The organism is Pseudomonas fragariae (ex Marin et al. 2024) (assembly GCF_059621105.1).
Window position 1 is genome coordinate 236142 of sequence record NZ_CM184369.1, and the last position, 18632, is coordinate 254773.

Annotated in this window: 20 protein-coding genes; 14 read left to right on the forward strand and 6 right to left on the reverse strand. The window is 60.8% G+C overall.

The window, feature by feature from the left end; genetic code table 11:
- Positions 1-39 precede the first annotated feature (39 nt).
- Positions 40-273, forward strand: a complete 234-nt coding sequence (gene rpmB, locus AC54XV_RS01095) for a 50S ribosomal protein L28 (RefSeq protein ID WP_002551514.1) — start codon at positions 40-42, stop codon at positions 271-273.
- 11 nt (positions 274-284) lie between these two features.
- Positions 285-440, forward strand: coding sequence for a 50S ribosomal protein L33 (gene rpmG / locus AC54XV_RS01100; RefSeq protein WP_002551515.1), 156 nt, complete (start codon positions 285-287; stop codon positions 438-440).
- 81 nt (positions 441-521) lie between these two features.
- Here the strand turns inward: rpmG and AC54XV_RS01105 are convergent, their stop codons facing one another.
- Positions 522-890, reverse strand: a complete 369-nt coding sequence (locus AC54XV_RS01105; RefSeq protein ID WP_060409703.1) for a cupin domain-containing protein — start codon at positions 888-890, stop codon at positions 522-524.
- 240 nt (positions 891-1130) lie between these two features.
- Here AC54XV_RS01105 and AC54XV_RS01110 point away from each other — a divergent pair, with 240 nt between their 5' ends.
- Complete coding sequence (locus tag AC54XV_RS01110) at positions 1131-2624, forward strand: aldehyde dehydrogenase (RefSeq protein WP_024652150.1); 1494 nt, start codon at positions 1131-1133, stop codon at positions 2622-2624.
- 248 nt (positions 2625-2872) lie between these two features.
- Positions 2873-4021, forward strand: coding sequence for an MFS transporter (locus AC54XV_RS01115; RefSeq protein ID WP_003403964.1), 1149 nt, complete (start codon positions 2873-2875; stop codon positions 4019-4021).
- Here AC54XV_RS01115 and AC54XV_RS01120 read toward each other — a convergent pair.
- The gene (locus AC54XV_RS01120; protein WP_116828944.1) at positions 4018-5598 is read right to left on the reverse strand and encodes a phospholipase D family protein; all 1581 of its coding nucleotides are present in this window, start codon (positions 5596-5598) and stop codon (positions 4018-4020) included. The genes AC54XV_RS01115 and AC54XV_RS01120 overlap by 4 nt on opposite strands.
- A gap of 72 nt (positions 5599-5670) precedes the next feature.
- Complete coding sequence (locus AC54XV_RS01125; protein WP_011266263.1) at positions 5671-7092, reverse strand: aminotransferase-like domain-containing protein; 1422 nt, start codon at positions 7090-7092, stop codon at positions 5671-5673.
- A gap of 175 nt (positions 7093-7267) precedes the next feature.
- On the opposite strand from AC54XV_RS01125, the gene AC54XV_RS01130 reads away from it, so the two are divergent.
- Positions 7268-7519, forward strand: a complete 252-nt coding sequence (locus AC54XV_RS01130; RefSeq protein WP_003403956.1) for a DUF1127 domain-containing protein — start codon at positions 7268-7270, stop codon at positions 7517-7519.
- Positions 7520-7521: 2 nt separating this feature from the next.
- Here the strand turns inward: AC54XV_RS01130 and AC54XV_RS01135 are convergent, their stop codons facing one another.
- Positions 7522-8835, reverse strand: coding sequence for an NAD(P)/FAD-dependent oxidoreductase (locus tag AC54XV_RS01135; protein ID WP_440058575.1), 1314 nt, complete (start codon positions 8833-8835; stop codon positions 7522-7524).
- Between the two features lie 105 nt (positions 8836-8940).
- On the opposite strand from AC54XV_RS01135, the gene AC54XV_RS01140 reads away from it, so the two are divergent.
- Positions 8941-9294 carry a YkgJ family cysteine cluster protein gene (locus AC54XV_RS01140; protein ID WP_003403950.1) on the forward strand — a complete coding sequence of 118 codons (354 nt, stop codon included), beginning with the start codon at positions 8941-8943 and terminating at the stop codon, positions 9292-9294.
- 7 nt (positions 9295-9301) lie between these two features.
- Here the strand turns inward: AC54XV_RS01140 and dadR are convergent, their stop codons facing one another.
- Complete coding sequence (gene dadR, locus AC54XV_RS01145; RefSeq protein WP_003314011.1) at positions 9302-9790, reverse strand: transcriptional regulator DadR; 489 nt, start codon at positions 9788-9790, stop codon at positions 9302-9304.
- A 157-nt stretch (positions 9791-9947) separates the two neighbouring features.
- On the opposite strand from dadR, the gene dadA reads away from it, so the two are divergent.
- The 6 genes from dadA (at position 9948) to AC54XV_RS01175 (ending at position 15977) form a co-directional block, all read left to right on the forward strand.
- Positions 9948-11249: a D-amino acid dehydrogenase gene (dadA, locus tag AC54XV_RS01150; RefSeq protein ID WP_496717674.1), complete on the forward strand. Its 1302-nt coding sequence runs from the start codon at positions 9948-9950 to the stop codon at positions 11247-11249.
- The gene (locus tag AC54XV_RS01155) at positions 11221-11574 is read left to right on the forward strand and encodes a RidA family protein (protein ID WP_003392569.1); all 354 of its coding nucleotides are present in this window, start codon (positions 11221-11223) and stop codon (positions 11572-11574) included. Before dadA ends, AC54XV_RS01155 begins: the two co-directional genes overlap by 29 nt.
- A 74-nt stretch (positions 11575-11648) precedes the next feature.
- A complete protein-coding gene (gene alr / locus AC54XV_RS01160) occupies positions 11649-12722 on the forward strand; it encodes an alanine racemase (protein ID WP_103359454.1) in 1074 nt (357 codons plus the stop codon).
- Positions 12723-12847: 125 nt separating this feature from the next.
- Positions 12848-13396, forward strand: a complete 549-nt coding sequence (locus AC54XV_RS01165) for a cupin domain-containing protein (protein WP_003314015.1) — start codon at positions 12848-12850, stop codon at positions 13394-13396.
- Positions 13397-13421: 25 nt separating this feature from the next.
- Positions 13422-13745 carry a c-type cytochrome gene (locus tag AC54XV_RS01170; RefSeq protein WP_003403942.1) on the forward strand — a complete coding sequence of 108 codons (324 nt, stop codon included), beginning with the start codon at positions 13422-13424 and terminating at the stop codon, positions 13743-13745.
- Positions 13746-14045: 300 nt separating this feature from the next.
- On the forward strand, positions 14046-15977 hold the full coding sequence (locus AC54XV_RS01175; RefSeq protein ID WP_104683582.1) for an acetyl-CoA hydrolase/transferase C-terminal domain-containing protein: 1932 nt from the start codon (positions 14046-14048) through the stop codon (positions 15975-15977).
- Between the two features lie 47 nt (positions 15978-16024).
- Here the strand turns inward: AC54XV_RS01175 and AC54XV_RS01180 are convergent, their stop codons facing one another.
- Positions 16025-16549: an Mpo1 family 2-hydroxy fatty acid dioxygenase gene (locus tag AC54XV_RS01180; RefSeq protein WP_003403937.1), complete on the reverse strand. Its 525-nt coding sequence runs from the start codon at positions 16547-16549 to the stop codon at positions 16025-16027.
- Positions 16550-16630: 81 nt separating this feature from the next.
- Here AC54XV_RS01180 and AC54XV_RS01185 point away from each other — a divergent pair, with 81 nt between their 5' ends.
- Positions 16631-17341 (forward strand): Crp/Fnr family transcriptional regulator, encoded by a 711-nt coding sequence (locus AC54XV_RS01185; RefSeq protein WP_024660280.1) that lies wholly within the window; start codon positions 16631-16633, stop codon positions 17339-17341.
- Between the two features lie 116 nt (positions 17342-17457).
- Positions 17458-18459, forward strand: coding sequence for an extracellular solute-binding protein (locus AC54XV_RS01190; protein ID WP_003403932.1), 1002 nt, complete (start codon positions 17458-17460; stop codon positions 18457-18459).
- The last annotated feature ends 173 nt before the right edge of the window (positions 18460-18632 follow it).

Here is an 18632-nt window from a genome sequence, read left to right on the forward strand (position 1 = left end):
CCATGCCGGGTTGGGCATGTGGTTTTAGAGGGCTGAGGCATGTCGAGAGTATGTCAAGTTACCGGTAAGGGTCCGGTGACTGGGAATAACATTTCCCACGCAAACAACAAAACCCGTCGTCGTTTCCTGCCAAACCTGCAGCATCACCGCTTCTGGGTTGAAGGCGAGAAGCGTTTTGTTCGTCTGCGCGTATCTGCTAAAGGCATGCGTATCATCGACAAGCGTGGCATTGAAGTTGTGCTCGCTGAACTGCGTCGCGACGGCAAAATTTAAGGGAGAAAATCATGCGTGAATTGATCCGTTTGGTGTCGAGCGCTGGTACAGGCCATTTCTACACCACCGACAAGAACAAACGTACTACCCCGGATAAAATCGAAATCAAAAAATTCGATCCGGTTGTACGCAAGCACGTGATCTACAAAGAAGGCAAAATCAAGTAATTGATTCTGTCGGCTGCAAAAAAACCCGCTCTGGCGGGTTTTTTTGTGCCTGCGCTCCTGGCGTCGCTGCCAGGGCGGTATTTATTTATCTGCAGCCTCCTCAAACACCACATAAATCTTGCGGCATGTTTCCAGCACCTCCCAAGTACCCTTGAAGCCTGCCGGGATCACGAAGCGGTCACCTGCGCGCAGGGTTTTCGCGTGGCCCTGCTCGTCGCGCAGGACTGAAACACCCTGCACAATCTCGCAATACTCATGCTCCGAATAATTTACCTGCCACTGCCCGGGCTCGCCATTCCAGACGCCCGCGCTCATCTGTCCGCAGGGGCTGTTGTAGTGGTTGTAGAGGGTTTGTGCCGGATCGCCCTTGAAGACCTTTTCCGGTGCAGGGCGATAGTGCTCGGCGGCGGTGCTGGCTTCACTGAAGTCGACGATGCTTTCGATGCTCATGATGGGCCCCTTTGTCCTGAATGCGTTGAAGGTTTGACGTGCGTGCAGTGCGTTAGTGCCTCGGCGCGCGTACGGAGCTGTTTAATAAAATCAACATAAAAGCACCGTAGCGGCTATTTATGTCAAATATATTGGTTTTGTCGGGCCGCTGGTTTAGGGTAACGGCCGTCCTGAAAAATTTCAGATTGTGTCTTCAATCAACCATGACACACCCACATTCAACAAGAGGAGGACATGCAAATGACCACCCTGACTCGTGCTGACTGGGAGCAACGCGCCCGGAATTTGAAGATCGAAGGCCGTGCCTTCATTCAAGGTGAATACACCGCAGCCTCCTCCGGCGAGACGTTTGACTGCATCAGCCCGGTCGATGGCCGGTTGCTTGCCAAGGTCGCCAGTTGCGATGCCGCTGACGCGCAACGCGCCGTCGGCAGCGCGCGCAGCGCCTTCAACTCCGGTGCCTGGTCGCGACTGGCTCCGGCCAAGCGCAAGGAAACGATGATCCGCTTCGCCGAGCTGCTCAAACACAATGCCGAAGAGCTGGCGCTGCTTGAGACGCTGGACATGGGCAAGCCGATTGGCGACTCGTTCGGTGTCGACATCCCTGGTGCCGCCAGAGCCCTGAGCTGGAGCGGCGAGGCCATCGACAAGCTGTATGACGAAGTCGCGGCAACGCCTCATGACCAACTGGGCCTGGTAACACGCGAGCCGGTGGGTGTCGTCGCCGCTATCGTACCGTGGAATTTTCCGCTGATGATGGCCTGCTGGAAGCTGGGTCCTGCCCTGTCCACCGGCAACTCGGTCATCCTCAAGCCCTCGGAAAAATCTCCGCTGACGGCCATTCGTATCGCACAACTGGCCATTGAGGCTGGTATTCCTGCGGGCGTGCTCAGCGTACTGCCTGGTTATGGCCACACCGTCGGCAAGGCACTTGCCCTGCATATGGATGTGGACACTGTGGTGTTCACCGGCTCGACCAAGATCGCCAAGCAACTGATGATCTATGCGGGCGAATCGAACATGAAGCGTGTCTGGCTGGAAGCCGGCGGCAAGAGCCCGAATATCGTCTTTGCCGACGCGCCTGATCTGCAGGCCGCCGCCAGCGCAGCCGCCAGCGCGATTGCCTTCAACCAGGGCGAAGTGTGTACCGCCGGTTCGCGCCTGCTGGTCGAGCGCTCCATCAAGGATCGCTTCCTGCCGATGGTCATCGAGGCGCTGAGCGCCTGGAAGCCCGGCAACCCGCTGGACCCTGCGACCACCGTGGGCGCGCTGGTTGATACCCAGCAGATGAATACCGTGTTGTCTTATATCGAAGCGGGCCATACCGATGGCGCCAAGCTGGTTGCGGGCGGCAAGCGCATTCTGCAAGAGACCGGCGGCACCTATGTCGAGCCGACCATTTTCGATGGTGTGAACAATGCGATGAGAATCGCTCAGGAAGAAATCTTCGGCCCGGTGCTTTCGGTGCTGACGTTCGATACTGCCGAAGAGGCGATCCAGATCGCCAACGACACGCAGTATGGCCTGGCGGCTGCCGTATGGACCGCGAACATCTCCAAGGCGCACCTGACCGCCAAGGCTTTGCGCGCAGGCAGCGTATGGGTCAACCAGTACGACGGCGGCGACATGACCGCACCGTTCGGCGGCTTCAAGCAGTCGGGCAACGGTCGTGACAAGTCGCTGCATGCGTTCGACAAATACACCGAGCTGAAGTCGACCTGGATCAAGCTGTAGTCATTTGCCTATCGCGCCCATGCTCTGCCCTCGGAGCATTGGCATGATGGGGTCTCAAGATCATCGCCCCCACGCCCGCGTCCTGGCTTGGATGTGCGTAGCGGCACTGATGTGTGACGCGGAGCGTCACGGGATGCATGCCAACGCGGAGCATTGGCATGATGGTCATCTCAAGATTGATCATCGCGCCACACAGGATTTGTACAAGGCGATGAGCGCGTAGCGTGGCGCCGGGCAGGAGCGTGGAAATGCGTTGGGGTACTTATTTTGCTGTGCTGGCGTCCGTGCTGGGTGTCGGTCTGGCAATGGGCGTCAGCATGCCGCTGGTTTCATTGCGGCTGGCAGGCTGGGGCTATGGCTCGTTTGCCATTGGCATCATGGCGGCGATGCCGGCGGTGGGTGTGCTGCTCGGCGCGGCGCTGGCCAGTCGTCTGGCGGCGCGCTTCGGCACTGCCAATCTGATGCGCCTGTGCTTATGGGCCGGGGCGGTTTCGGTCGGCGCGCTGGCGCTGCTGCCGTATTACTGGATCTGGCTGGTCTTGCGCCTGACGCTAGGGGTGATTCTGACCATCGTCTTCGTGCTGGGTGAAAGCTGGATCAATCAGCTGGTCATCGAGCGCCTGCGCGGGCGTCTGGTGGCGCTGTATGGCAGCACCTACGCATTGAGTCAACTGGCAGGTCCGCTGCTACTGGGCGTGATCGGCACCCAGGCCGATTATGGTTTCTGGATCGGCGTAGCGCTGCTGGTCGGCTCACCGTTTCTGCTGCTGGGGCGCACCGGCGCGCCGTCGACCGAAGCCTGCAACGTGACGTTTGCCGATCTGTCCGGTTTCTGTCGCGGCATGCCTGCGATCGCCTGGGCGGTCGCGCTGTTCGCTGCGTTCGAAGCGCTGATCCTCACCCTGTTGCCGCTTTACTGCATACGCCACGGCTTCACCCCGGAAATCGCCCTGATCATGGTCAGCGTGGTGGTGGTCGGTGACGCGCTGTTGCAACTGCCGATCGGCATGCTCGCCGACCGCATTTCACGTCGCGCGATGTTCACCGGCTGTGCCGCCTTGCTACTGGCGTCGAGCCTGCTGGTGCCGCTGCTGATCGATACCGTTCTGATCTGGCCACTGTGGACCGTCTTCGGTGCCAGTGCCGGCGGGCTGTTTACCCTGTCGCTGATTCTGATCGGCGAACGCTATCGCGATGACTCGCTGGTCCGCGCCAACGCGCATGTGGCGCAACTGTGGGGCATCGGCTGCCTGCTCGGCCCGTTGATAGCCGGCGCGGGCAGCCAGTGGGTCAGTGGCGAGGCCTTGCCGTTGATGATGGCTGCCGGTGCTTTGGGCCTGCTGATACTGATCCGGCGACGTGGCGCGTTCGGCGATGCCCAGGCTGTGCCCGCTTAAAGCATTCTTTCCAGGCCGATGGCGCGGCTCATCCACGCGTTGAAACGCCGCCACCAGTCGCCCGGTTCGGTATGCAGAGTGTGGATCTGGCCGTTGTCTTCGGTCACCCACACCACTTTGCCGTCCTCCAGCCGCGCTTCATAGGTGAGCGACGGGGCCATGCCCTGCAAGGTCAGTTCGCGCAATTCTTCAGCCAGTTGCGGGCTGTCGACCAGCACGCCGACTTCGGTATTCCACAGCACAGAGCGCGGGTCGAAGTTGAATGAGCCGACAAAGACCTTCTGCCGATCGAAGATCATCGCCTTGCTGTGCAAGCTTGATTCGGAACTGACCAGGGAATGGCTTTTCTTGAACAGATGCGGGCCGCTGCCGCGCATCGTCTCGGTATCGCCAGGCTGTCGGCGCAGCTCGAACAGCTTCACGCCATGCTCCAGCAGTGCCTTGCGGTACGGTGCGTAGCCGCCATGCACGGCGGGCACGTCGGTGGCTTCCAGGGAGTTGGTCAGCAGGCTGACATTGACGCCGGCATCGGCGCGGCCGGTGAGGTACAGCAAGCCTTCCGGGCCCGGTACAAAGTAGGCCGAGATCAGCATCAGTTCCTTGTGAGTGTTCAGCAGTTCAGGCGCCAGTTGCGTGGTCAGCAGCAGATGCGGGTCAGGCTCGCCCTGCGCCAGTACCTTGGTCGGTGCGTCCCACAGCGCCTGGTTGTATGCCCAGACCAGCTCGTTGAGCCAGGTTTTCATGCGCGGCTGGGTCTTGTAGGCCATCAGTCGCTCATACAGCGCCTTGTGCTGCTGGTGCGCCTGCTCCAGAGAATCGTCCAGCTTGCGCCGGGCCTCGGCCAGATCCTCGCCGTCGGGCAGGAAATAGATGAATTCACCGATAGGCTTGCTGAGCGTGCTGTTCCAGTACTGGTCGAAGCTGTGGCCAAGCTGCTCGGCCACCGGTCCTACGCTGAGCATATCGATATCGGTGAAGTTCAGGTTCGGCTCGGCATCGAAGTATTCATCGCCCAGGTTGCGCCCGCCGACGATGGCCACACTGCTGTCGGCCAGCCACAGCTTGTTGTGCATGCGCCGGTGCTGGCGCGACAGGTTCATCAGGCGCCCGAGGCTGCGGGTGATGCCGGTCTCGCGCCCCAGGTTTTGCGGATTGAACAGGCGAATCTGGATGTTCGGGTGAGCGGCGAGGGTGGCGATGGCCTGATCCAGACCGTCGCTGGTGGTGTCGTCCAGCAGGATGCGCACACGAACGCCACGGTCAGCCGCCTTGAGCAGTTCGTCGATCAGGGCGCGCGTACTCAGGCCGTCGTGGACGATGTAATACTGCAGATCAAGGCTGCTTTTGGCGTTGCGGATCAGTTCGGCGCGAGCCTTGAACGCGTCACTGCTGTCAGGCAGCAGGCGAAAGCCAGAACGCCCTTCATGCGGCACGGCCATGGCCTGGATCGAACGGCCGAACGCGGAACCTGAAGACGGCATGGCCTGGCTTGGCTCACTGGCGACCTGTTGATGCGCGCAACCGCTGACGCACAACGCAACCAGCAAGCAAAAGGGCAAGGCCCATGAGTTATTCAAATTGATCTTCCGCGTCTGGACATGGCTCGACTTGGCGATATGACCCGCAAAACCGGGAAAGATTTGCCCGCATCAGTCAGTTTGCGCATTCAGTAGCGCAATTGTCTCGCCGACGATACGCACCGCGCTTTCGATTTCGCGGCTGGGTTTGGTCGCGAAGTTCATGCGCATGCAGTTGCGATACTTGCCCGATGCCGAAAAGATACTGCCCACCGCAATCTGCACACCCTTGCCCAGCAAGGCGCGGTTCAGGCGCAGGGTGTCGAAGCCTTCGGCCAGCTCCACCCACAGCATGAAACCGCCTTGCGGCCGGCTGGCGCGTGTGCCCTCGGGGAAATAGCGCATCACCCAGTCGATCATCTGGTCGCGACTGCGCTGGTATTGGCTACGCATGCGTCGCACGTGGGGCTCGTAATGGCCGCCTTCGATGAAATCGGCGATGGCCAATTGTGGCTGCGGGGCGGTGGAGCCGGTGCCGATGTATTTCATGTGCAGCACCTGCTCCAGATAACGGCCCGGCGCTACCCAGCCGATTCGCAGCCCCGGTGCCAGGGTCTTGGAAAACGAACTGCACAACAGCACGCGACCGTCTTCGTCGAAGGATTTGATGGTGCGCGGGCGAGGGTAGTTGTAGGCCAGGTCGCCATACACATCATCTTCGATGATCGCCACGTCGAAGCGCTGTGCCAGGGTCAGCAGCGCCCGCTTGCGCGCTTCGGGCATGACATAACCCAGCGGGTTGTTGCAGTTGGGCGTCAGCTGAATGACCTTGATCGGCCATTGCTCCAGCGCCAGTTCCAGCGCTTCGAGGCTGATGCCGGTCAACGGGTCGGTAGGGATTTCCATGGCTTTCATGCCCACGCCCTTGAGCGTCTGCATGGCGCCGAAGAAGCTTGGCGAGTCCACCGCCACGATGTCCCCCGGCGAGCAGATGGCCCGGACACTGGCTGATAGCGCTTCATGACAGCCATTGGTGACGATCAGGTCATTGGCGGTCAGGCTGCAGCCCGAGTCGAGCATCAGCCGGGCAATCTGTTCGCGCAGCCTGCGCACGCCGTAGATGTTGTCGTAATACAGCCCCGGCATGTCCTGATGGCGACTCAACTGACTCAGCGCGCGCATCAAAGGTTTCAGGGTCGGGCTGGTGACATCCGGCATGCCGCGCCCCAGTTGCGTGACGGCTTCAAGGGGCGCCACGCGAATCAGGTCCAGCACCTGATCCCATTGAGAGATATCCACAGGCCGCTGCACAGGCCTGCCGACCGCTGGCAGCGCAGGGGCTTTTCGGCTGACCGAGACGAAGTAGCCGGATTTGGGTTTCGGCGCGGCCAGGCCATGGTCTTCCAGCACCCGATACGCTTGCTGCACGGTGCTAAGACTGACGCCATGCTCGACGCTCAACGCGCGTACCGAGGGCAGGCGGTCGCCGGGGCGGTAGAAGCCGTTTTCGATGCGCGAGCCGAGCAGTTCGGCGAGGTTGACGTAGAGCGTCATGGCGTACTCTCAGGAATTCGAATGCGGTAAAGCAATACAGATTGGCCGGAAATATAGCATTCAGTGGCGTTTTTGAATCATCTGTATGGAAAATATAAGAGGCTTTTGAATCTGTATTGGTTTTGCCGTTCGCTTCATCATGAACCCACAGCCACCCAGGATGAGGGAACAGGACATGAACGGGTTCAGCGATGTGCGCCTTGCGCTTCACAGCCAGGAACTGAATGAATATCGGCCAGCGACGGTCAGAACCGTTCGCTCGAACAAGGCCGATCTGTTGGCAGGCATGGGGCGCTGGGCACTGTATCGCCATCGCTGGGCGTCGCGCCGCAGCTTGCTGACACTGACCGACGATCAGTTGCGCGACATTGGCCTGGATTTCCGCCAGGCGCGGGTCGAGGCCATGAAGCCGTTCTGGAGGCCCTGAGCCTAGCGCAGCTCTTTGAGACGGTGCCAGAGCATGCCCAATGCCAGCAGAGGCGAGCGCAAGTGCTTGCCGCCGGGAAAGGTCATGTGCGGCACTTTGGCGAACAACTCGAAACCATCGCTGTGTTGCCCGGCGATGGCTTCGGCCAGCAGCCGGCCCGCGAGATGCGTGGCATTCAGACCGTGGCCCGAGTAGGCCTGCGCATAAAATACGTTGGGGTGCTGCTTGAGCCTGCCTATCTGCGGCAGGCGATTGGCGCCGATGCCGATCATCCCGCCCCACTGGTAATCGATCTTCACGGCGGCCAGTTGCGGGAACACATCGAGCATCTTCGGCCGCATGTACGCGGCGATGTCCTGAGGGGCACGCCCCGAGTAATGGCAGGCACCGCCGAACAGCAAGCGGCGGTCGGCAGACAGCCTGTAGTAATCCACCGTGACCCGCTGATCACACACCGCCATGTCCTGCGGCAACACTTCACGGGCCTGCGCTTCGCTCAACGGCTCGGTGGCGATGATGTAGCTGCCGGCAGGCAACACCTTGCCGCTGATTTCCGGATTCAAGTCATTGAGGTAGGCGTTGCAACCCAGCACCAGGGTCTGCGCCTGCACCGAACCGGCAGCCGTATGCACCCTGACCTGCGGGCCATAATCAATGTTCGTCACCGCTGAATGCTCGAACAACTGAACGCCGAGCGACTGCGCTACCGCCGCTTCGCCCAAGGCCAGGTTCAACGGATGTAAATGCCCCGAGCCCATATCGATCAGGCCGCCGACATAGCGCGATGAGCCCACCACGCTGTGCATCTCTTCCGGTTGCAGCAGCTGCAGTGCATGGCGATAACCCAGGCTGCGCAACTCTTCTGCATCTTCAGCAAGGCTGTGCAGGTCGCGGGGCTTGTTGGCCAGATCGCAATAACCCCACTTCAGGTCGCAATCGATAGCGTACCGCTCGATGCGCTGACGCACGATCTCGACGGCCTCGATGCCCAGCAGTTTGAGCTGCCGCACGCCTTCGCTGCCGATGACATTGGCGAACTGTTCGACACCATGACCGACCCCGCGAATCAACTGGCCGCCATTGCGCCCGCTGGCCCCCCAGCCGATCTTGCGCGCCTCGAGCAACGCAACGCTGAACCCGCGCTCGGCCAGTTCGATGGCGGTATTGAGGCCGGAGAATCCACCGCCGACCACGCACACATCGACCTTCACCTCACCTTGCAGCGCAGGATGATCCGCTTGTGCATGACTGCTGGCGGCGTAATAGGAGGCAACGTGCTGATCTTGACGGGGCGTGTTCTGAACGCGGGCGTTCATGAGCGTGTCCTGTTGGTGGCGGATGGCGTGTCGGGAGGATAAGCCGCTGTCATGAGCCTGCCAACTGAGGCAAACTCTCGGCCTTGTGCATGAGTGGTCGAGTCAATGAGCTGCAACCGTCAGAAAATAGCGGATCTGCGTCGCCAGATTCCTTCGTTCGAATGTGTGCCCGGCTGCCACGACTGCTGCGGGCCGGTGACCACCTCGCCCGAAGAAATGTCGCGTCTGCCGCGCAAGACGGCTGCCGAGCAGGAAGCTGCGCTGGATGAACTCAATTGCGTTCACCTTGGGCCGCAAGGCTGCACCGTGTATGACGAGCGCCCGCTGATCTGCCGCCTGTTCGGCACCACCGCAAGCCTGCCCTGCCCGAATGGCCGTCGCCCGGTCGAACTGATTCATCCACGGGTCGAAAAGCAGATACACGAATATATGGCCTCGACCCGTCAGGTACTCGTATAGCAGGCAATCAGTCGGGAATCGGCAGATTCAGGCTCTCTTTGACTTCCTCCATGACGATGTAGCTCTTGGACTCACGCACATGCGGCAGTTTGAGCAGGATATCGCCCAGCAGTTTGCGGTAGGAGGCCATTTCGGAAATCCGCGCCTTGACCAGGTAGTCGAAGTCGCCGGACACCAGATGGCACTCCAGCACATGGGGCAGCTTCAGCACGGCACGGCGGAATTCTTCGAAGGTGTCGCCAGACTTGTAGTCCAGGCTGATCTCGACGAATACCAGCAGGCTGGCCTTGAGGCTTTGCGGGTTCAGTCGGGCGGTGTAGCCCATGATGATCCCTTCGCGTTCCAGCCTGCGCACCCGTTCGGTACAGGGCGTGGTAGACAGGCCGACCCGCTCGCCAAGCTCGGTGAACGAGATGCGCCCGTCGGCCTGCAGGATGCGCAGAATGTTGCGATCTATCTTGTCCAGTTCACGATTTGACTGGTGTTGAGTGCGCACGGGTCATTTCCCCTCTAGCAAAGCGTTTATCGCCGCGAATAAACACTGAATATAAATCTTTATACAGTGAGAAGCACTGCTCATTGCTCAATATACTGCGCACATTCTTGCTTAAAACTTCGAATTGTCAGCGGATATCCGCGATGAGGTCATCGACATGCGCGTTCTGGTCCTGGGTAGTGGCGTCATCGGTACAACCAGTGCTTATTATCTGGCGCGTGCCGGTTTCCAGGTGACTGTCGTTGACCGTCAGCCTGCTGCTGCCATGGAAACCAGTTTTGCCAATGCCGGCCAGGTTTCTCCGGGCTATGCGTCGCCATGGGCTGCGCCGGGTGTTCCGCTCAAAGCCCTCAAATGGCTGCTGCAGCGTCATGCGCCATTGGCGATCAAGGCAACGGCAGATATCGATCAGTACCTGTGGATGGCGCAAATGCTGCGCAACTGCACGGCCAGCCGCTATGCCGTCAATAAAGAACGCATGGTACGCCTGTCCGAATACAGCCGCGATTGCCTGGATGAACTGCGCCTCGACACCGGCATTGCCTACGAAGGACGCAGCCTGGGCACCACGCAGTTGTTCCGTACCCAGGCCCAGCTGGATAACGCTGCCAAAGACATCGCTGTGCTCGAGCAGTCCGGTGTGCCCTATGAACTGCTCGATCGCGACGGCATTGCCCGTGTCGAGCCCGCGCTGGCCGGCGTGACCGGCATCCTCAGCGGCGCGTTGCGCCTGCCCAACGACCAGACCGGTGACTGTCAGCTGTTCACCACGCGCCTGGCGGAAATGGCCGTGGCGCTGGGTGTCGAGTTCCGCTACGGGCAGAACATCGAACGCCTCGATCACGCTGGCGACCGCATCAATGGCGTGTGGATCGACGGCAAGCTGGAGACCGCCGATCGTTACGTGCTGGCGCTGGGCAGTTACTCGCCGCAGTTGCTCAAGCCGCTGGGCATCAAGGCACCGGTCTATCCGCTGAAGGGCTATTCGCTGACCGTGCCGATCACCAACCCGGACATGGCACCGACTTCGACCATTCTCGATGAAACCTATAAAGTCGCGATCACTCGTTTCGACAACCGGATCCGCGTCGGCGGCATGGCGGAAATCGCCGGTTTTGACCTGTCGCTCAATCCGCGTCGACGCGAAACACTGGAGATGATCGTCGGTGACCTCTATCCTCAGGGCGGCGACCTGACCCAGGCCGATTTCTGGACCGGGTTGCGTCCGACCACGCCCGACGGTACACCGATTGTGGGTGCGACACCGTTCCGTAACCTGTTCCTCAATACCGGCCATGGCACCCTGGGCTGGACGATGGCGTGTGGTTCCGGTCGTTTGCTGGCAGACCTCATCGCCCGCAAGACACCTCGTATCAGTGCTGAAGGCCTTGATATCTCTCGTTACGGCAATACCCAGGAGAATGCACAGCATGTCCATCCAGCGCCAGCTCACCAATGAGCGCATGAGTCAGGTCGTTGTCCACAATGGCACCGTCTATCTGTCGGGCCAGGTCGGCAATGACATGACCGCCGGTGTCGAGCAGCAGACCCGAGAGGTTCTGAACAGCATCGAGCGCCTGCTCGACCTGGCCGGCACCGACAAGACGCGTATCCTGTCGGTCACCATTTACCTGAAAGACATCGACGCCGACTTCGCCGGCATGAACAGCGTCTGGGACAAATGGCTGCCCAAGGGGTTCGCGCCTGCACGCGCAACGGTAGAGGCCAAGCTGTGCGAGCCGGAAATCCTCGTTGAACTGTCGGTGGTTGCCGCGCTGCCCTGACTCCCTTTTGCCCGGCGTGTCCCTGCGTCGGGTTGATCTTCCCCTTCCATCCTTTCAGGCAAGTAAACGTCATCATGCGTCCAGCCCGCGCCTTTATCGATCTTCAGGCACTGCGTCACAACTACCAATTGGCCCGTGAAAGCAGCGGCGGCAAAGCGCTCGCCGTCCTCAAGGCCGATGCCTACGGTCACGGCGCGGTGCGCGTCGCGCAGTCACTGGAAGCGCAGGCCGACGGTTTTGCAGTGGCTTGCATCGAAGAGGCGCTAGAGCTGCGTGCGGCAGGTATCCGTGCGCCCGTCCTGCTGCTCGAAGGCTTTTTCGAAGCCGACGAGCTGGCGCTGATTGTCGAGCATGACCTGTGGACCGTTGTACACGCGACCTGGCAACTGGAAGCTATCGAGCAGGCGCGCCTGGGCAAGCCGATAACCGTCTGGCTCAAGCTCGACACCGGCATGCACCGGGTCGGCCTGCATCCTCACGAGTACCAGGCGGGTTATCAGCGTCTGCTGGCAACCGGCAAAGTGGCCAGGATCGTGCTGATGAGCCACTTCTCCCGCGCCGATGAGCTGAACAGCGGCTGCAGTGATGAGCAGCTCGCCGTATTCGAGACCTTTCGCAAGGGGCTGGCAGCAGAAACCAGTCTGAAAAACTCCCCGGCGGTGCTGGGCTGGCCACAGATTCCGAGTGACTGGTCGCGCCCGGGCATCATGCTCTACGGTGCTACGCCGTTTGATCAGGTGCACCCGCTGGCGGATCGCCTGCAACCGGTGATGACCCTGGAATCGAAGATCATCAGCGTGCGTGAACTGCCCGTTGGTGAGCCCGTGGGCTATGGCGCGACATTTGTCTGTGACCGGCCGTTGCGTATCGGTGTAGTGGCGATGGGGTACGCCGACGGCTATCCGCGTCACGCGCCGACCGGCACGCCCGTGCAGATCGATGGCCAGCCATCCAGGCTGCTCGGACGCGTGTCCATGGACATGCTCTGCGTGGACCTCACCGAGGTGCCGCAGGCCGGGCTCGGCAGCCGCGTCGAGCTGTGGGGCAAGCAGGTGCTCGCCAGTGAAGTGGCCCGGCGCGCAGAAACCATTCCCTACGAAATCTTCTGCAATCTGCGTCGCGTTCCGCGCATCTATTCCGAGGACTGATTCAGCCCTCTGTGCTCCAGGCCGCGGTGGGTCAGGTGTCTGTCGAAGTGTTGTAAATATCGAACGCTGTTGCCATGATGGCGTTCACATCGACTAGACCTGACAAAACCTGGGGGAATATCGCATTGGACGTGGGTGAACGACTGCAATCGATTCGCAAGCTCAAAGGCTTGTCCCAGCGTGAACTCGCCAAGCGCGCAGGTGTGACCAACAGCACCATCTCCATGATCGAAAAAAACAGCGTCAGCCCTTCGATCAGTTCGCTGCGCAAGGTACTCGGCGGCATCCCCATGTCCATGGTCGAATTTTTCTCGGAAGAGTCCGTGCCCGAAAACGCGGCTCAAGTGGTGTACAAGGCCAGTGAGCTGATTGATATATCGGACGGCGCCGTGACCATGAAGCTGGTCGGCAAGTCGCATCAGGGCCGCGCCATCGCCTTTCTCACCGAGACCTACCCCCCGGGTGCCGATACCGGCGAAGAGATGCTCGTCCACGAAGGCGAAGAGACCGGCATCCTCGTTGAGGGTCGGCTGGAACTGGTGGTCGGGCTGGATACCTACGTGCTCGAAGCAGGTGACAGCTATTATTTCGAAAGCACCCGGCCGCATCGCTTTCGTAACCCGTTCGACGTCCCGGCACGATTGATCAGTGCGGCCACCCCGGCCAATTTCTGACCTGCCCCCTTGCGATGAGTGACGCGTGAAACTGACCTGGAAGATTCTGAGCAGCGCAGGCGTTCTGACGTTGTGGGCGCTCAATGCGCAAGCCGCCGATCCCGCCCGAGCGCCTGACGACATCATCGCGGCGCATTGTGTTGCCTGTCACAGCGTCGGTCTGCTCAACGCGCCGAAGATCGGTGACACGGCGGCCTGGGAACAGCGCGCCCAGCAAAAAGGCGGCCTCGATGGACTGCTGGCCAGCACCATCAAAGGCCTCGGCATCATGCCCCCGAAAGGCACCTGTGGCGACTGCACAAACGACGAACTGAAGAGCGCCATCCAGAGCATGTCCGGGTTGAAGTGAGGTGCACCCTCGTTCCCGTGCCTGAGCGCCCGGCGCTGTGCATGCGTTTTATGGGAGCGAGCCGGGCAACGCTTCGCCTGCTCGCGAAGATGATGTTTAGATCGATGCATTTTGGCGATAGTACACACCCTTTTCGCGAACAAGTTCGCTCCTACGCCCTTTGGGCAGAAGCCAGGAAGCCTTTTGTTCCGGGTGTTTCAGGGATTGTGTATAACGATAATGCTCTGCGTGACGAGCATGCAGCACTTTGACGTTGCCGCCTGTCCAACCTGCACCCAATAACAATTCAGGAGAGCTGGGATGCCGTATTCCTGTTCCATCGAGCATGCCGTCGATCACGTTCTGGCGCAGCTACCCGAGCATATCCACCTGGGGATGCCGCTGGGGCTGGGCAAGCCCAACCGGTTCGTCAACGCGTTGTACCAGCGCATCAGCGAGTTGCCCGAACGACGGCTGACGATCTACACCGCGCTGACACTCGGGCGGCCGACGCCGGGGGAGGGTTTGCAGGCGCGGTTTCTGGAGCCGTTTCTGGAGCGCGTCTTCGCTGACTATCCGGAGCTCGATTTCCTCGCTGCACTGCGCCGCGACAAACTCCCTGCCAATATCCATGTGCAGCAATTCTTCATGCAGCCGGGCAGTTTGCTCAACAGCCACTCAGCCCAGCAAGACTACGTCAGCAGCAATTACAGCCATGCCGCCCGCGACATCAATGCCAACGGCCTGAATCTGGTTGCGCAACTGGTGGCCCGTGACGAACAGCGCCCAGGCACGCTGAGTCTGAGCTGTAACCCGGACGTGACCCTCGACCTGTTGCCCATGATCGCCAAGCGCCGGGCCGCCGGGGAGACCATTCTGATGCTCGGCCAGGTGCACGCCGACCTGCCTTACATGCCGGGCGATTCGGAACTGGATGTCGACGCCTTCGATGTGCTGATTGACGAAGACGAGCGCAGTACGCTGTTTTCCACTCCCAATATGCCGGTGGGCTATCAGGACCACCTGATCGGCCTGCACGCCAGCACGCTGGTGCGTGACGGCGGCACGTTACAGATCGGCATCGGCTCGATGGGCGATGCACTGACTGGCGCGCTGCTGGCTCGCCAGGCCGATAACGAAACCTGGCGCGGCCTGCTGGCCGAGTTGAACATGAGTAACTGGCAGACCCTGATAGATCGGGAAGGTGGCGTTCAGCCGTTCGCCAGCGGCCTTTACGGTTGCAGCGAAATGTTCGTCAACGGCCTGCTGGTACTCGCCGACGCGGGCGTCGTGCGGCGCAAGGTGTATGCCGATGCAGAACTGCAACGGCTGGCCAACATGGGCACGCTGGATGAGGATGCCCATCCCGGTGGCGTTGTCGTGCATGGCGGCTTTTTCCTCGGCCCGCGCAGTTTTTACGCGCGGCTGCGCGAGCTGCCCGCCGAGCGGCTGGCACAGTTCAACATGACCGCCATCAGCTACATCAACGAGCTTTACGGCCAGGAAGAACTCAAGCGCCTGCAACGCCGCGATGCGCGCTTCATCAACAGCGCGTTTACCGTCACCCTGATGGGCGCGGCAGTGGCTGATCAGCTGGAAGACGGCCGGGTGCTCAGTGGCGTGGGCGGTCAGTACAACTTCGTGGCGCAGGCCCATGCACTGGAAGGCGCCCGTTCGATTCTGATGCTGCGCAGCTGGCGTGAGTCGGGCGGCGAGGTCAGCTCCAACATCGTCTGGCAGTACGGCCACACCACCATTCCCCGACACTTGCGCGACATTGTCGTGACCGAATACGGCATCGCCGATCTGCGTGGGCAGACCGATGCGACGGTGATCGAGCGGATTCTGAACATCACCGACTCGCGGTTTCAATCGGGCCTGATCGAGCAGGCGCAAAAGGCTGGCAAGCTACCCAAGGACTTCCGTCTCGATCCGCGCTTCACTGACAACACACCCGAGCGCCTCAAGGACACCGCATCACGCTACCCGTCACTGTTTACCGAATACCCGCTGGGTTGCGACTTTACCGCCGAGGAGCGCGACCTGCTGAGAGCCTTGAACTGGCTGAAGAGCAAGCTCAAGCTCACTGAAATCCTCGAGCTGGGCAAGGCGACCCTCGACGCTCCCGACCCCGAAGCCTTCCTCGCGCACTTGCAGCGCATGCAGCTCGACGCGCCGCAGGGCTTGCGCGAAGAGTTGTATCAGCGGCTGTTGCTGGCCGGGTTGCAGAACAGCACCGGGCTTGCCGGTTAAGACGCGGGCACTGATCGTTGCCGTTGGCGAGGATCGGTTGCCGGCGTCTAGGTCGTTGCCTTGCGGGTCGCACGCCCCACCGGGCCCGCGCGCTCTTCGATGGCGTGCTGCAGAGCTTTGCGCTGGCCCATCAGGAACGCCAGCTCCGCGACCACAAACAGCGGGCCGATGATCAGCCCGGTCAGGTCATCGATGAAGGCCGGTTTGCGCCCCTCGTAGTAATGGCCGACGAACTGGATGATCCAGCCAATCACAAACAGCCCGACGCCCGCACTCAGCCAGACCATGGTTGCCTGCTGCGCAAGGTTGGCCCCGGCCCAGATACACAGCGCCAGTAACACCGCCATGACCATGCCGAGGGCGCGATCGAGTCGCAGGTAAAACACCGTCGAGCCCAGCGCCAGCAGCGCCGCAGGTGAAAGCCACAGCCCGCTGACAGTCCAGCCCGGTCGCGAGAGAAGCACCGCCACGGCCAGCACGATCAGTGGAATACCCACGAAGTGCGTCACGATATTGCGTGAATCACGGTGATAAGCCGCGTATTGGCTGAGATGATCGACAAGGGTTTTCATTATTATTCCTGCCTGAGACGATGGCCGGCGTGAGCCTGATTTCTTGTACAACATGCATGGCTGAAAGAGAAGGGAGCAAAAATGACAAATGGAGTGTCGTGGCGGTCACGATTGCTATCCGATTACTGGTTTTCCCATCTGCCTGCCGATCTGCAGGATAGCCTGCTGGACGCTTCCCACCAGCGCCGCAAGACGCCCGGCAGGCGGCTGTTCGAGAAGGGCGATCTGCCCTGCGGTGTTTATGTGCTGCTGGAGGGCAGCGTGCGGATCGGCGCCGCCCACGAGCAGCGGCTGCTGACGAACGTGGAACCTGCAAGCGCGCCGTGCTGGTTTGGCGAAGTCTCGCTGTTTGACGGGCTGCCGCGCCGTTTCGAAGTCTGCTCGCTTGAGCAGAGCATCTTCCTGCACATCCCCCAGCCATTCCTGGCCCGGCTGCTCGACAGGCACCCCGAGTACTGGCGCTGGTTTGCCGCACTGCTCAGTCAGAAGGTCGGCTTGCCACTGCAGAGCCCCGAGAAAATGCGTCAGCTGCCGCCGCGGGCGCGGGTCGCCTGGCGGCTGTTGATGCTCAGCGAGGGGTATGGCCCGTTGAGCCACGCACGCCGCCTGATTGCGCTGGATGACATTCAGGCGGCGGAGCGTCTTGCGCTTGCCTCGCCGGCCTTGCTGGAGGTACTCCAGGACCTGCATGAGCGCAGGATCGTGCGCCTGGGAGAGGGACACCTGGAGGTGTTCGATGTGGACAGGCTGCGCAGGGTCGCGAACTTTTCCAGAGCCAGGGCTGTGTGCTGATCACCGGTCATGATCGGGCCTGGACACATCCGGTAACGGCTCCGCTGTCGCTTCGATTGAGATAGCAAATGGGATTCACTACCATTTCGCCTCCTTTGCGAACGCGAGATACCCCGATGCAGGCAAGCAAGCGTCTTCTGGCTGCTCTGACACTGACTTTACTGGGCAGCACCGCTCAGGCTGCCGATGAAGTGGTGGTGTATTCGTCCCGGATCGACGAACTGATCAAGCCGGTATTCGATGCGTACACGGCCAGTACCGGGGTGAAGATCAAATTCATCACCGACAAGGAAGCGCCGTTGATGCAGCGCATCAAGGCCGAGGGCGAGAATGCCACCGCCGACCTGTTGCTGACGGTCGACGCGGGCAACCTCTGGCAGGCCGAGCAGATGGGTATCCTGCAGCCGTTTACCTCCCCGGTGATCGAAGCCAACATTCCACCGCAGTATCGCTCGTCGAGCCACGGCTGGACCGGCCTGAGCCTTCGCGCGCGCACCATCGCCTATTCCACCGACCGGGTGAAGCCTGCCGAGCTGAGCACCTACGAGGCGCTGGCCGACAAGAACTGGGAAGGCCGTCTGTGCCTGCGTACCGCGAAGAAGGTCTACAACCAGTCGCTGACCGCTACGCTGATCGAAACCCACGGTGCCGAAGCGTCGGAGAAAATCCTCAAGGGCTGGGTCAACAACCTGTCCACCGACGTGTTCTCCGATGACATCGCGGTGCTTGAGGCGATCAATGCCGGGCAGTGCGACGTGGGTATCGTCAATTCCTATTACTACGGTCGCCTGCACAAGGAAAAACCGGACCTGGCGGTGAAGCTGTTCTGGCCGAACCAGGCTGATCGCGGTGTGCACGTCAACCTGTCGGGTATCGGTCTGACCAAGTACGCCCCGCATCCTGAAGCCGCCAAGGCGCTGGTCGAGTGGATGACCGGCCCCGAGGCGCAGAAGATTTTCTCCAGCGTCAATCAGGAGTTCCCGGCCAACCCGAACGTGGCGCCTTCAGAAGAAGTGGCCAGCTGGGGGCCGTTCAAGGCCGACACCCTCCCGGTCGAAGTGGCAGGCAAGCGTCAGGCAGAAGCGATACGCATGATGGATCGCGCGGGCTGGAATTGATTTAATACCCAAGTGCCTGACTCTCGTTGATACGCTTCGCGCTCATTACACAAATCTTTAATAGCCCGAAAAGCGTGGCTTTCAGGCTTCTGCCCGCAGGGCGTAGGAGCGGACTTGTCCGCGAAGCCGTCAGTTCAGATAATGCATTTTCTGAGAATGTACCGGCCTTTTCG

Coding starts and splice junctions, on each gene's coding strand:
- AC54XV_RS01175 (WP_104683582.1), top strand. CDS start 14,046: ATGCCGTATTCCTGTTCCATCGAGCATGCCGTCGATCACGTTCTGGCG.
- AC54XV_RS01190 (WP_003403932.1), top strand. CDS start 17,458: ATGCAGGCAAGCAAGCGTCTTCTGGCTGCTCTGACACTGACTTTACTG.
- AC54XV_RS01135 (WP_440058575.1), bottom strand. CDS start 8,835: ATGAACGCCCGCGTTCAGAACACGCCCCGTCAAGATCAGCACGTTGCC.
- alr (WP_103359454.1), top strand. CDS start 11,649: ATGCGTCCAGCCCGCGCCTTTATCGATCTTCAGGCACTGCGTCACAAC.
- AC54XV_RS01155 (WP_003392569.1), top strand. CDS start 11,221: ATGTCCATCCAGCGCCAGCTCACCAATGAGCGCATGAGTCAGGTCGTT.
- AC54XV_RS01105 (WP_060409703.1), bottom strand. CDS start 890: ATGAGCATCGAAAGCATCGTCGACTTCAGTGAAGCCAGCACCGCCGCC.
- AC54XV_RS01125 (WP_011266263.1), bottom strand. CDS start 7,092: ATGACGCTCTACGTCAACCTCGCCGAACTGCTCGGCTCGCGCATCGAA.
- AC54XV_RS01185 (WP_024660280.1), top strand. CDS start 16,631: ATGACAAATGGAGTGTCGTGGCGGTCACGATTGCTATCCGATTACTGG.
- AC54XV_RS01110 (WP_024652150.1), top strand. CDS start 1,131: ATGACCACCCTGACTCGTGCTGACTGGGAGCAACGCGCCCGGAATTTG.
- AC54XV_RS01115 (WP_003403964.1), top strand. CDS start 2,873: ATGCGTTGGGGTACTTATTTTGCTGTGCTGGCGTCCGTGCTGGGTGTC.
- AC54XV_RS01130 (WP_003403956.1), top strand. CDS start 7,268: ATGAACGGGTTCAGCGATGTGCGCCTTGCGCTTCACAGCCAGGAACTG.
- AC54XV_RS01180 (WP_003403937.1), bottom strand. CDS start 16,549: ATGAAAACCCTTGTCGATCATCTCAGCCAATACGCGGCTTATCACCGT.
- AC54XV_RS01140 (WP_003403950.1), top strand. CDS start 8,941: ATGAGCTGCAACCGTCAGAAAATAGCGGATCTGCGTCGCCAGATTCCT.
- dadA (WP_496717674.1), top strand. CDS start 9,948: ATGCGCGTTCTGGTCCTGGGTAGTGGCGTCATCGGTACAACCAGTGCT.
- rpmG (WP_002551515.1), top strand. CDS start 285: ATGCGTGAATTGATCCGTTTGGTGTCGAGCGCTGGTACAGGCCATTTC.
- rpmB (WP_002551514.1), top strand. CDS start 40: ATGTCGAGAGTATGTCAAGTTACCGGTAAGGGTCCGGTGACTGGGAAT.